This window comes from Streptomyces sp. NPDC092369, assembly GCF_044755245.1.
Taxonomy (GTDB): Bacteria; Actinomycetota; Actinomycetes; order Streptomycetales; family Streptomycetaceae; genus Streptomyces.
Map to the genome: position 1 here is coordinate 68671 of NZ_JBIVQP010000004.1, position 12220 is coordinate 80890.

Annotated in this window: 13 protein-coding genes and 1 pseudogene; 8 read left to right on the forward strand and 6 right to left on the reverse strand. The window is 71.7% G+C overall.

What is annotated here, in order from left to right:
* The first annotated feature begins 51 nt into the window (after window positions 1–51).
* Complete coding sequence (locus ACIQI8_RS24165) at window positions 52–777, forward strand: IclR family transcriptional regulator (protein ID WP_402355950.1); 726 nt, start codon at window positions 52–54, stop codon at window positions 775–777.
* Between the two features lie 85 nt (window positions 778–862).
* A complete protein-coding gene (locus ACIQI8_RS24170; RefSeq protein ID WP_402354310.1) occupies window positions 863–1654 on the forward strand; it encodes a PIG-L deacetylase family protein in 792 nt (263 codons plus the stop codon).
* A gap of 40 nt (window positions 1655–1694) precedes the next feature.
* Here ACIQI8_RS24170 and ACIQI8_RS24175 read toward each other — a convergent pair whose 3' ends face one another.
* A complete protein-coding gene (locus ACIQI8_RS24175) occupies window positions 1695–2108 on the reverse strand; it encodes a VOC family protein (RefSeq protein WP_402354313.1) in 414 nt (137 codons plus the stop codon).
* A gap of 298 nt (window positions 2109–2406) precedes the next feature.
* Between ACIQI8_RS24175 and ACIQI8_RS24180 the strand changes: the two genes are divergently transcribed.
* Window positions 2407–3567 (forward strand): S1 family peptidase, encoded by a 1161-nt coding sequence (locus ACIQI8_RS24180; protein ID WP_402354316.1) that lies wholly within the window; start codon window positions 2407–2409, stop codon window positions 3565–3567.
* An 89-nt stretch (window positions 3568–3656) separates the two neighbouring features.
* On the opposite strand, the gene ACIQI8_RS24185 is transcribed toward ACIQI8_RS24180, so the two are convergent.
* Entirely contained in the window at window positions 3657–4418 is a 762-nt protein-coding gene (locus ACIQI8_RS24185) for a YqjF family protein (protein WP_402354319.1), read from the reverse strand.
* A gap of 88 nt (window positions 4419–4506) precedes the next feature.
* Between ACIQI8_RS24185 and ACIQI8_RS24190 the strand changes: the two genes are divergently transcribed.
* Window positions 4507–5142: a DUF6629 family protein gene (locus ACIQI8_RS24190; RefSeq protein ID WP_402354322.1), complete on the forward strand. Its 636-nt coding sequence runs from the start codon at window positions 4507–4509 to the stop codon at window positions 5140–5142.
* Window positions 5143–5216: 74 nt separating this feature from the next.
* Complete coding sequence (locus ACIQI8_RS24195) at window positions 5217–6080, forward strand: LLM class flavin-dependent oxidoreductase (protein WP_402354325.1); 864 nt, start codon at window positions 5217–5219, stop codon at window positions 6078–6080.
* Between the two features lie 3 nt (window positions 6081–6083).
* On the opposite strand, the gene ACIQI8_RS24200 is transcribed toward ACIQI8_RS24195, so the two are convergent.
* Window positions 6084–7136, reverse strand: coding sequence for a LacI family DNA-binding transcriptional regulator (locus ACIQI8_RS24200; protein ID WP_402354328.1), 1053 nt, complete (start codon window positions 7134–7136; stop codon window positions 6084–6086).
* Window positions 7137–7358: 222 nt separating this feature from the next.
* Here ACIQI8_RS24200 and ACIQI8_RS24205 point away from each other — a divergent pair, with 222 nt between their 5' ends.
* Window positions 7359–8417 (forward strand): glycoside hydrolase family 5 protein, encoded by a 1059-nt coding sequence (locus tag ACIQI8_RS24205; RefSeq protein WP_402354331.1) that lies wholly within the window; start codon window positions 7359–7361, stop codon window positions 8415–8417.
* Between the two features lie 61 nt (window positions 8418–8478).
* Here the strand turns inward: ACIQI8_RS24205 and ACIQI8_RS24210 are convergent, their stop codons facing one another.
* On the reverse strand, window positions 8479–9150 hold the full coding sequence (locus ACIQI8_RS24210) for a LuxR C-terminal-related transcriptional regulator (RefSeq protein WP_402354334.1): 672 nt from the start codon (window positions 9148–9150) through the stop codon (window positions 8479–8481).
* 175 nt (window positions 9151–9325) lie between these two features.
* Here ACIQI8_RS24210 and ACIQI8_RS24215 point away from each other — a divergent pair, with 175 nt between their 5' ends.
* Window positions 9326–9826 (forward strand): hypothetical protein, encoded by a 501-nt coding sequence (locus tag ACIQI8_RS24215; RefSeq protein WP_402354337.1) that lies wholly within the window; start codon window positions 9326–9328, stop codon window positions 9824–9826.
* A 31-nt stretch (window positions 9827–9857) separates the two neighbouring features.
* Here ACIQI8_RS24215 and ACIQI8_RS24220 read toward each other — a convergent pair.
* A pseudogene (locus ACIQI8_RS24220) lies at window positions 9858–10085 on the reverse strand (oligopeptide/dipeptide ABC transporter ATP-binding protein); the annotation flags it as partial.
* Here ACIQI8_RS24220 and ACIQI8_RS24225 point away from each other — a divergent pair.
* Window positions 10051–10929, forward strand: coding sequence for an NAD(P)/FAD-dependent oxidoreductase (locus ACIQI8_RS24225; RefSeq protein ID WP_402354340.1), 879 nt, complete (start codon window positions 10051–10053; stop codon window positions 10927–10929). The pseudogene ACIQI8_RS24220 and the gene ACIQI8_RS24225 overlap by 35 nt on opposite strands.
* A 237-nt stretch (window positions 10930–11166) precedes the next feature.
* On the opposite strand, the gene ACIQI8_RS24230 is transcribed toward ACIQI8_RS24225, so the two are convergent.
* Window positions 11167–12150 carry a TIGR01777 family oxidoreductase gene (locus ACIQI8_RS24230; protein WP_402354343.1) on the reverse strand — a complete coding sequence of 328 codons (984 nt, stop codon included), beginning with the start codon at window positions 12148–12150 and terminating at the stop codon, window positions 11167–11169.
* Window positions 12151–12220 lie beyond the last annotated feature (70 nt).

Consider the following 12220-nt stretch of genomic DNA (forward strand, 5'->3'; position numbering starts at 1 on the left):
TGCCACACCGGCAATCATTGTTCCGTGACACGGAACACCGACCAGGGCAACATGCTCGACAAAGCCGCGGTCATCCTGGACTGCTACCGCCCGGACGGCGGCTCGTACCGTCTGACGGAACTCGCCGAGCTCACCGGCTTCAGCAAGACCACCACGCACCGGCTGGCCGCCGACCTCGTGCGGCTCGGGTTCCTGGAGCGGGCCGGCGCGGTCTACCGGCTCGGCGGCAAGCTCTTCGAACTCGGCACGCTCGTGCCCCGCCGCCATGGCCTGCGCGAGACGGCACTGCCTTTCGTGCAGGACCTCTACGAGGCCACGCACGAGACCGTCCACCTCGGTGTCCGCGACGACCGCGACGTGGTCTACCTGGAGCGCGTCCACGGCCACGACCCGCTGCCCCTTCCGTCCCGGGTCGGCGGCAGACTGCCCCTGACCTGCACAGGTGTGGGCAAGGCCCTGCTCGCCTTCTCCGGCCCCGAGCTCACCGAGCGGATCCTCGCCGAGCCGCTGCCGCGCCTGACCCCGCACTCGGTGACCGACCCGGTGCGGCTGCGCACAGCCGTCGAGCAGGCCCAGGTCTCGGGCCTCGCCTACGAGGAGCAGGAGGCCGCCCTGGGCGTGTGCTGCATCGCCGCCCCGGTCTTCGACGGCGGCGGTACGGCCGTCGCCGCACTGTCGGTCGCCGTGCCGCGAGCCCGCTTCAGCCCCGCCCAGCTCGCCCCGGCCGTACGCACCGCGGCACTCGGGCTGTCCCGGGCGCTGCGCCAGGCGCGCTGAGCCGGAACCGCGCGCCACGGAGCCGCCCCAATCGGATATACGCGCCCTCTATCGGCACAGACACCTGGACCGCCATCATTCGGACATGACGACTCTCGACGACGCGAGCGCATTCGGTGCCGGCTCCGCCCTGCCGGCGCTGCCGGAGGACTGGGAACGATGTCTGGCCGTGGCGGCGCATCCGGACGACATCGAGTACGGGACGGCGTCCGCCGTGGCCCGGTGGACGGCCCAGGGCAAACAGGTCACGTATCTGCTCGCCACCCGGGGCGAGGCGGGCATCGACGGACTGCACCCGGATCAGGCGGGCCCGCTGAGGGAAGCCGAGGAGCGGGCCGGGGCGCGTGAAGTCGGCGTGGAGACGGTGGAGTTCCTCGACCACACCGACGGGATCATCGAGTACGGCCCCGCACTGCGCCGTGACATCGTGCGGGCGATCCGCCGGCACCGGCCGGAGGTCGTGGTGTCGGGGGCGTTCGACGTCCGCATGATCGGCGGAATGACCAATCAGGCCGACCATCGCGTGGTAGGCCTCGCCGCGCTGGACGCGACCCGGGACGCCGGCAACCGCTGGATCTTCCCGGAGCTCGCCGAGGAGGGCCTGGAGCCCTGGGACGGAGTCCGCTTCGTGTGCCTCGCGGGCAGCGACCGGCCCAGCCACGGCGTGGACATCACCGGCGAGCCGCTGGAGCGCGGGATCGCCTCGCTGGCCGCCCACGCCGAGTACACCAAAGGCCTCGGCGCGCACGGCTTCGAGCCCCGCCCCTTCCTGACCTGGGCGGCGGGGATGGCGGGTCCGGCGCTCGGTGTCGAGGCGGCGGTCCTCTTCGACGTACATCAGCTCGCCTTCGAAGGACCGCCGCCCTGGGAGCAGTGACTCCGCGAGGTGTGCGGGGACGCTCCGCGGCTCCCGGCCGTCAGCCCTGCGTCTGGGCGATGTTGACCATCCAGGGGATGCCGAACCGGTCGGTACACATACCGAACACGTCACCCCACATCTGCTTGTCCAGCGGCACGGTCACCGTGCCGTCGGCCGACAGCTTCTCCCAGTAGCCGCGCAGTTCCTTCTCGTCGTCGCCGCTCAGGCTCACCGAGAAGTTGCCGCCCGGGGTGTACTGCATCTCGGGCGGGGTGTCCGCGCCCATGAGGGTGAAGCCGCTCGGCGTCTCCAGCATGCCGTGCATGATCTTGTCGGCGTAGGGCTCGTCGGGCCGGCCGAAATCCCCGAACGTGTTCAGCGCGAGGGTGCCGCCGAACACCTCCTGGTAGAACTCCAGCGCCTGACGGGCGTCCCCGTCGAAGCTGATGTAGGGGTTGAGTCGTGACGCCATGAGAGCCTCCTGTGCAGGGGCAGAGGTCAGATGTCGGCACAGTAACGCGGGGCACTGACAACGGCCCGCCGGTCGGTCTCCGGGGCACTGGCAACGGCCCGCCGGTCGGTCCCGCGAGCCCCGCGGCCGGCCCGTCCGCTCCGCTCGTCTCCGGTCGAAACTGCCTCTGTGATTGGCATGGACCTGACTGAATTGCGCCGCTAGGCTCTGCCGCGCAGGCCTGAGAGCGCTCTCACGCACCCGCTGTTCCACCCCCACCTCGCTGGAACGACGAAGGGCAACTCCCTTGAGAACTCCCTTGAGACGCAAGCGACTCATGCACGCCGGGCTCGCCGCCCTGCTGATGCTCGGCGGCTGGTCCGCCGCGGGCACCCTCCCCGCGGCGGCGAACGACTCCGCCGCTTCCCCCACCGAACAACCCGCCTCGGACGGTCTGCTGTCGGCCATGCAGCGGGACTTCGGCCTGACCGAGTCCCAGGCCGAGGCCCGCCTCAAGGCCGAGAAGACCGCCACGGACATCGACCCGAAGGCGCGCAAGGCCGCCGGAGCGGCCTACGGCGGCTCCTGGTTCGACGCGAAGACCAACCGGCTCACCGTCGCCGTCACCGCGAACGCCTCCACCGCCACCCGCGAGGCCGTCCGCGCCACCGGCGCCACGATCCGCACGGTCCGGCACAGCGCGCGAGAACTCGACGCGGCCAAGACGCGCATCGACCGGCTCAACGCCCCGGCCGGCGTGAGCAGTTGGCACGTCGACCCGACCGCCGGCGCGGTCGTCGTCGAGGTCGTCCGCAGCGACCGGGCTGACAACGATGTCCGGCGCTTCCTGTCGCAGGCCCGACAGGCGGGTCCGGTCACCGTCGAGACGGTCGCCTCCGCGCCGGGCACCTTCGCGGCCGGCACGGTCGGCGGCGACCCGTACTACACGGGCAACGTCCGCTGCTCCATCGGGTTCTCGGTGTACGGCGGCTTCGTCACCGCCGGGCACTGCGGCCAGCCCTCGGCCGCCGTCTACGGCTGGGACCGCTCCTACGTCGGCAACTTCCAGGGCTCCTCGTTCCCGGACAACGACTACGCCTGGGTCAACGTGGGCAGCGGCTGGTGGACGGTCCCGGTCGTGCTCGGCTGGGGCACCGTCTCCGACCAACTGGTGCGCGGCTCGGCCGTGGCGCCCGTCGGCTCCTCCATCTGCCGCTCGGGCTCGACCACCCACTGGCACTGCGGCAATGTGCTGGCCCTGAACGAGACCGTCAACTACAGCCAGGGCGCGGTGCATCAGCTCACCAAGACCAGTGTCTGCGCCGAACCCGGCGACTCCGGCGGGTCGTTCATCAGCGGCGACCAGGCACAGGGCGTCACCTCCGGCGGCTGGGGCAACTGCAGCAGCGGCGGCGAGACCTGGTTCCAGCCCGTCAACGAGATCCTCAACCGGTACGGCCTGACCCTGCACACGGCCTGACCCCGCACATGCTCTGACCGCACTCCTGGCTCAGGGGGCCTTCGCCGACCGGCGACGGCGAAGGCCCCGGGTGCCGATCAGGGCATCGGTCAGGGCGTCGGAATGCCCGCCGGCCGGGCCGGGCGCCCCAGTCGTACCGGGACGCCGGGGGAGTACAGGACGCTCACCGGTGGGTCGGTCGGGGCGGGGAGGCCGGCCGCGGTGACCAAGTCCTGCTCGCAGGTGAGGAGTTCCGCGCGGTGCAGGGGCCAGCGCGGGTGGTCGTTCGGGAGGTATGCCAAAGGGGCGGGGCCGCCGAAGAAGGCGTTGTGCATGCCCCAGCGGGCGGTGAGGAAGTGTTCCAACTCCGTTGGTTTCCCAATGGGTTCACCGGTCCGGACCACGATGTCGCTGTGCGCGCCGCGTGGGCCCGGCCAGCGTCGCGAGCTGCGGTAGGCGACGGTGTCGCCGTCCGCGCGGACGGTCATCCGGGACCACAGGTACGGCAGCCGGAAGCCGAGGCGGCCCATCACCACCGGGATCAGCCGTGAGGCGTCCATCGAGCGGAACACGACCCCGCGCCGCCCGTGCGCGTCCACCGAGTAGAGCCGCACGTTGGTCTCCGGGAAGGTCCCGAGGTACGGCACCCCGGGCAGCCGCAGCCAGCCCACCCGGTCCATCCGGAAGGCGACGAGCCCGACGAAGGTGACCCCTTCGTGCGTGTCGGGGACGGTGCCGGGCGGCAACAGCGGTGCCACGAGGTCCGGTTGGACGGCCCAGTGGATGAACGTGAGGTCGAGCCACTGCTGGGTGAGCAGCGGGGCGCGTATCAGGGTGGGCGCGTCGGGTGTGACGGGGGCGGGATGCGACACGAGGGTCAGGATGGCAGAGGGAGGAGTCGGGTCATAGCGTGGGGGATGCCCCGGAAGGGTCCGTGACGGTCGAGGTGATGGTGACGCGATGTGCTGGAGTGCGACGGCCGATCTCTGGGCGGGAACTGCCATCGCCTCCGCCGGCGCGGTCTGCGTGGGCCGGACCCGTCGCCGCAGGGACGTACCGCTCGCCGCGCTGCCCCTGTTGCTCGGTGCCCACCAGCTGGTCGAGGCCCAGGTCTGGCACAACGGCGGGGGCACGGGGCCGGCCACCGTGGCCTGGGCCGTCATCGCCCTGCCGCTGCTCGCGGTGTGGGTCCCCGTCGCCGTACTGTGCGCGGCGCCCTCGCGCGCCAGGCCCCGGCTGATGGCTCCGCTGGTGTCCGGTGTCCTGACCGCCGCCGTGCTGGCCTACAGCCTGGCCACCCGTTCCGTGCGCGCCGACATCCGCGGCCACACCGTCGGCTACGCCATCGGCCTCGACCACGGGCGTCCGCTCATCGCGGGCTACCTGCTCGCCACCGTCGGCGCGCTGCTGCTCGCCGGCGACCGGTGGCTGGTGGGGCTGGGCGCGCTCGTCGGCGTGGGGGCGGTGATCTGCTCGGCGCTGTGGCGGACGGAGTTCGTCTCGACCTGGTGCGCGCTCGCGGCGGTGTGCTCCGTGGTGCTGCTGGGCTGGTCCGGCCGTCGCCCGGCCCGTCACCCGGCCGGTGTCGGAATCTGATCCCCGAGCGGTCGCCGAACCGTCACCTGTGCGCATGATGGGGGCGAAGCGAGTCGCTATGACCGGAGGAACAGATGGACATCGGGATCGGCCTTCCGAACACGGTTCCCGGCACCGAACCACAGGATCTGCTCGACTGGGCGCGACAGGCGGAGGAGGCGGGCTTCAGCACGCTCGGCACCATCGGCCGGCTGGTGTACCAGGGCTACGAGGAACTGATCGCCCTCACCGCGGCCGCCGCCGTCACCAGCAGGATCCGGCTGACGACCAGCGTGCTGCTCGCGCCGCTGTACGAGAACGCCGCGCTGCTGGCGAAGCAGGCCGCGTCACTCGAACGCATCTCCGGCGGGCGCTTCGTCCTGGGCGTGGGGCTCGGCGGGCGCGACGACGACTACGCGGCCAGCGGGCTGTCCACCAAGGGGCGCGGGAAGCGCTTCGAGGAACAGATCGACGACATGAAGCGCATCTGGGCCGGCGAGGATCGCGGATTCGCCGGCGGGATCGGGCCGGCGACCGTGCGCGAGGGCGGCCCCGAGCTGATCCTCGGCGGCTCGACCGACGTGAGCTTCCGACGGGTGGCCAAGCTGGCCGACGGCTGGATCATGGGCGGCGGCTCGCCCGACATGTTCGCGCAGGCCGCGGTCGGTGTGGACACCGCCTGGCAGGAGGCCGGACGCGAGGGCAAGCCCCGCAAGCTGTCCCTGGCCTACTTCGGGCTCGGCCCCAACGCCCGCGCCCAGGCGGACGGATACCTGCTGGACTACTACGGCTTCCTCGGTGACGCCGCCGCGCAGGTCGCCGGCAGCGCCGCGGTGAGCGCGGACATGGTCAAGTCGTACGTGGCCGCGTTCGAGACCGCCGGCTGCGACGAACTCATCTTCGTCCCCACCGGTTCGGGCCTGGAGCAGATCGACCTGCTCGCGGCGGCGATCGCCTGACCGTCAGTCTGGCGGAGCCGCCGTGCTCCGCCGGACCAGCAGGCGGGCCGGCACCAGATCCGTGCCGGGACGTGGCTCGCCGCCGGTGCGGATCTGCTGGAGCGCCTTGGCCACGCACCGGCGGCCCACCTCGGCGAAATCCTGGTGGACGGTGGTCAGCGGCGGCACGAAGTACGCCGCGTCCGGGATGTCGTCGAACCCGACCACGCTGACGTCCTCCGGCACGGACCGCCCGCGCTCGTGGAAGGCGCGCAGCAGACCCAGCGCCATCTGGTCGTTGGACGCGAACACCGCCGTGCAGTCGGCCTGTTCGGCCAGCGCGAGGCCGGCCGCGTACCCCGACTCGGCCGACCAGTCACCGTGCAAGGGCGGCGGCACCGGACGACCAGCCTCCTCAAGAGCGGCCCGCCAGGCCTCGGTTCGGCGCTGCGCGGAGAAGGACGTCTCCGGCCCGGTCAGATGCCATACGGTGCGGTGACCCAGGTCGAGCAGGTGTTGGACGGCCGTGCGGGCGCCCTCGCTCTGGTCGGTGTCGACCACGCTGTAGCGGTCGCCGGCGTCCGAGTCCACGACCACGACGTGCACGCCGGGCGGGAGCTGGAAGGATCCGGTGCCGGTGTCAAGGAGATGGATCTCCATGATGACGATCACGGCGTCGACCGCCAGCTCGCCCATCCGCGTGAAGGCCCCCAGGACGTTGTCCTGCGTCGGGACGTCGATCGGGATCAGCGTGATCGCGTACCCCTCGGCCGCCGCGTGCGTGGCGATCGCCTCCACGGTTCGGCTGTTGCCCGTCGAGGAGAGGCTGAAGAGGATCACGCCGATGGTGTTGAACTGGCCGTAACGCAGTGCGCGCGCCGCGCTGTTGGGCCGGTAGCCCAGCTCCCGCATCGCGGAAAGGACCTGCTCCCGGGTCGAACCGACCACCCCGGGCTGGCCGTTGGAGACCCGCGAGACCGTCTGCGAGGAGACACCCGCGAGCCGGGCCACGTCGGCCATGGACACGCGCTGCTTGCGCCGCCCGCCGGGCACACCCGAACCGCCCCGCTCCACCACGGCTGCCTCCTTCGACCGACGCCGAACCTGCCTGCGTGCATCGGATGTTACGTGTGGGAAACCTTGACGGTCGCCAGGGCGGATGCCAGGATGCCGGCGCCGCCACGTTTACGTAAACATCGCCAGCGGCGACTCAGAGTCCATCCTCCGCTCCCACTCCAGCGGCCTCTTGCCGCACACGATGTTTACGTAAACATCCGGTCCTCCTGAAAGGGCACGTCGATGCGCAAGACCCCTGCCACGAGCCGCCGCACTCCTCGGCTGCGCGCCGCCTTCGTGGCGCTGGCGATCACCGCTGTCAGCGGGGCGACCCTCACGGGCACCCCCGCCTCCGCCACCGCGCCACCCGTCGGCACGACCCAGTTCAAGGGCGTGAACTGGGCCGACCCGCGCGACAACTTCGCCGACGACCTCCTCCAGCTGTCCGGCCTCTCGACGACCGACGGCTACGCGAAGACGTATGCCAAGGCGACCCGGATCATCGCGGCCTTCCGCGCCAACCTCGGTGCCAACACCGTGCGGCTGCCGATCAACCCGTACACCGTCAACGGCGCCTACTGGAAGTCGTATCGCGCGGTCGTCGACGCGGCCTCGGCGCAGGGCTTCAAGGTGATCGTGTCCTACTGGGAGGGCACGGGGGCGCGGAAGGACGGCTACATCGACGACGAGACCACCTACTGGCCCATGTGGAACACCGTGGTCAAGGCCTACAGGCACAACCCGCTGGTCTACTTCGAGCCGATGAACGAGCCGCACGGCTACACCGACACCGAGTGGGCCGACATCGCCGCCAAGTGGCTGGCCACCTACCCCTCGGTGCCCCGCAACCGCGTCTTCGTGAGTGGCGCCGGCTACAACGACCACGTCACCTCGGTCTGCGCCGACCCGCGCCTGAAGGGGACGTATCTGTCGCTGCACCACTACGGCTTCTGGAAGAGCTACGCCACCTACGACGAGTGGGTCGCCGACCTCAAGGTGCGCATCGGCGACTGCGCGGGGCGCACCGTCGCCGACGAGTTCGGGGCGCCGATGACCACAGGCCTCGACTACAACAAAGCGACTCCCGACGACAACTTCGTCAACTTCATCCAGGCCGTGACGGACACCTTCCGCGAGCTGAAGATGGGTTCGGTCTACTGGCCCGGGCTGCGCACGGACGACATCTACTCCATCCAGACCCTCACCGGCCCGGTCGCCCGCCCCTGGCTGGCCACCACCAACCAGTCGGGCGCCGACCGCCTCGCCTGGGCCTGGGGCCGGGGCAAGCCGGTCAAGCCCTGACAGCTCGGTTCACACGGCCGGCCGCGGTGCGCCCGCCCGCGGCCGGCCGATCGGCGTCGGCTCAGGCCGCCGCCGGGCGGACCAGTCCCGACTCGTAGGCGAAGACCACCGCCTGGACCCGGGCCCGGGCGCCGATCTTGGCGAGGATGTGGCTGACGTGGGACTTCACGGTGGTCGGGGCGATGGAGAGGCGTTCGGCGATCTCGGCGTTGGACCAGCCGGAGGCGACGCCGGAGAGGATGACACGCTCGCGCCCGGTGAGCGTGTCGAGGCCCACCTCGCGGATGGTGCGGGCGGGTTGCTGCTCCCGCACGGCCTCGATGAGGGCGCGGGTCAGATCGGGCGTGATGACGGCGTCTCCCGAGGCCACGACCCGGACGGCGGCGATCAGCTCCTCGGCCGTGGCGTCGGGCCGCAGGAATCCGCCGGCGCCGGCGCGCAGGGCGGCGTAGGGATAGGCCTCGCTGTCGGCGGGTGTCAGGACCAGCACGCGGGGCCGGCGCTCGCCGACCGCGCCGGAGCGGGTGATGCGGCGGATGGCGTCGACGCCGATCGTGTGGGAGAAACGGTCGTCCACCAGGACCACGTCGGGGTGGAGTGCGGCACTCTCACGGACCGCCTCGTCCGCGCTCGTCGCCTCGCCGACGACGGTCAGATCGGGCTCGGCGGCCAGCAGCATGCGCAGGCCGAGTCGCTGCAGTGAGGGTGCGTTGACGATGAGTACGGAGGTCATGGCGGGGCCCTTCGTGAACGAAACGGTATCGTTCCCCTAGGGCTTCAGCGTAGCCCTGCGGCTATCGAAACGCTAGCGTTTTTCTTGTGTGGTTTTGATCACCGCACGCGATCGCTGAACGTCCGCCGGGGCACACCCGTACCTCCTGTCGACCCAACACGGAGCGGGAGGCCCTTTGTTCCAGCAGCGAGCGCGAATCGGCGTCGATCGCGTCCCGTCCCCGGCCCGGCTGCCCCGGGCCGCCGCCCTCGTCGGCGGACTGGCCCTGCTGCCGCTGGCCGTGGCCTGCAGCGGCGGCGAGGACGACCGCGCGGAGAGCAGGACGGGTAAGGCCGCGGTGACCGCCGCTCCCGAGGCCGGGGTCGTGGCACCGGCCAAGGTCGAGGTGATCGCCGGGCTGATCGGCTGCAAGCCCAGGATCCGGGTCGAAGCGGACGAACTCCGGCAGGGCGTGTGCCACACCAAGGCTGCCGACCAGGTCATCACCACATTCCCCGAGGAGAAGTACAAGCTCGCCTGGCTCGACGCCGCGAGCGGCTACGGCGGACAGCACCTCGTCGGCTCGCGCTGGGTGGTCAGCGCGCAGCCGGCCAGGCTGAAGGAGTTCCGCACCAGACTGGGCGGCGAGATCCAGCAGCTGCGCGGCATCGGCCCGGCCGCCCCGAGCGCCACCTGAGTCCGACAGCTCTGCGGCCGAGTCCGTTCCGTCAGCCGACGAGGGGGAAGTGGCAGGCGGTCCGGCGGCCCGAGGGGGTGAGGGTGAGCCGGGGGCGTTCCGCCGCGCAGCGTTCCCGGGCGTAGGGGCAGCGGGTACGGAAGGGGCAACCCGTCGGCCTGTCCACGGGGTTGGGCACCTCGCCGGTCAGCAGGATCCGCTCCCGGCGCGGGGCGGAGCCGGGCGTGCCGTCGTCGATCTCCGGGACCGCCGACAGCAGCCTGTCGGCGGCCGAGGCCCGCCATCACCTCGCCGTCCAGCGGGAGATGGCGGACGGCCGCTACCCCATGCCGGACGACGTCGTCACGGGCGACGAGGCCCGACTGCTCGACGGCGCGCTCTCGCCGCAGGTTCGGGCCGCCTACCTCGTCGAGGGAGAGGGAGTGGTGGACCCGGAGGCCTTCGGGCGCGGGCTCGGCGAGGCGCTCGCCGCGTCGGGGGTGAAGGTCCACGAGAACACGGAGGTCGACGGATTCCGTACGACCGCCGGACGCGTCACGGCCCTGCGCACCGGCGACGGCGAGATCCCGTGCTCCGCCGTGGTCATCGCGGCAGGCATGCGCTCGGCGGGACTGCTCGGTTCGTTGGGCCGCCCGCTGCCGCTCCAGGCGGGCAAGGGCTACAGCTTCTCGGTCGACCTCGACCCGGCGCCCCGGCACACGCTCTACTTCGGCGAACGCCGAGCCGTCGCCTCGCCGATCGCGGGCACCACCCGGATCGGCGGGACCATGGAACTGAGCGGCAACAACAACCGCCTCGACTGGCGCCGGATCGTCGCGGTCGCGCTCGCCAGCCGGCACTATCTGGGCCGCTGGTTCGACGACCCGGACGACCTGGTGACCCTGATCCGCGACCCCTGGGTCGGCGGCCGCCCCTTCCTCCCCGACGGTCTCCCGGTGATCGACCGCGTTCCCGGCTACGACAACGCGTTCGCAGCCACCGGACACGGCATGCTCGGCGTGACGCTGGGCCCGGTCACGGGCCACCGGCTCAGCGAGTACGTCACCACCGGGCGCCGCCCGCAGGCCCTGACACCGTTCCGGTTCGACCGGGGACGGCAGTGAGGCGGACCGGTCTCCGACGGTGACTGCGGTCGTGGCGCGACCGTTCCTGGCCGAGGCCCTGGATGATCGCGTGGACGCCTCCGGCCGGAAGTCCGTCCGAGGTGCGGTTGTTCTTGGTGGGATTGCCCGACGGCGGCCTCGACCGGGGCGCGGCTGCGCTCGATCCGGCTCTCAGTCGCGTGCCGTCGTCCCCAACCGCCCCCCGTCGGCTGAGGCCCAACCGTCCCCGCCCCGACCTCAGTTGATGAAGCGGGCCGTTGAGCGGGCGTGGTGGGCACCCCGGTATCCCCGTACCCGTCGTACGAGATCCTCGGCGGCGGTCGGCCAGTGCGGCTGGTCGAAGTCGAAGCCCGCTTCGAGCAGGCGGCCGGGGACCACGCGGCGGCTCTTGAGGAGGAGTTCGGTGTCCGAGCGGAGCGCGAAGGCGCCGAGTTCGGCCAACGCCTTTGTCGCGGGCAGGCCCACCGGGGTGCCCCAGGCGGCGCGGAGTTCGCGCATGAAGTCGCGTTGCGGCAGGGGGTTGGGGGCGGCGAGGTTCACCGGTCCGCTCAAGTCGTCCCGCTCGACCAGGAATTCGACCGCGCGGACGAAGTCGTGGTCGTGGATCCAGGAGACGTACTGCGCGCCGCCCGCGACCGGGCCGCCGAGGCCGAGACGGGTGAGCCGCAGCAGGACGTCGAGGACACCGCCCCGGTCAGGGCTCATCACCATCGCGGAGCGCAGCGCCACCTTGCGGGTGTGCGGGGTGTCGGCCTCCTCCAGCTCCCGTTCCCAGGCTCGGGCGATCTCGATGCTGTAGGCCCAGTAGTCCGGGACGTCCGGCTCGGTGCCGCCGATGATGCCGGTGCTCTCGTCGTTCGGCGCGTCGAAACGGTGGGAGTAGATGGTCGCGGTGCTCATCTGGAGCCAGACGCGGGGCGGGTCGGCCGCGGACGCGATCGCCTCGCCGACGGCCCGGGCGGAGTCGACCCGCGAGTCCATCATGGCCCGCATGTTGGCCGGCGTGTAGCGGCAACTGACGCTGCGCCCGGCCAGGTTGATCACCACATCACTGCCGTCGATCGCCTCGGCCCAGGGGCCCTGGCGCACCCCGTCCCACAGGATGTCCCCAGGGCGCCCCGGCCGTCGGCTCAGCACCACGACCTCATGACCGGCCGCGGTCAGCTCGCGGCGCAGCAGTGTCCCCACCTGCCCGGTGCCACCGGGAATCACGATCTTCATCCAGCTCGCCCCCTCTGTCCTCGGAGCGAGCATACGCCGGTGTTGAACGTGTTCAAAACAGTGGGGCCGG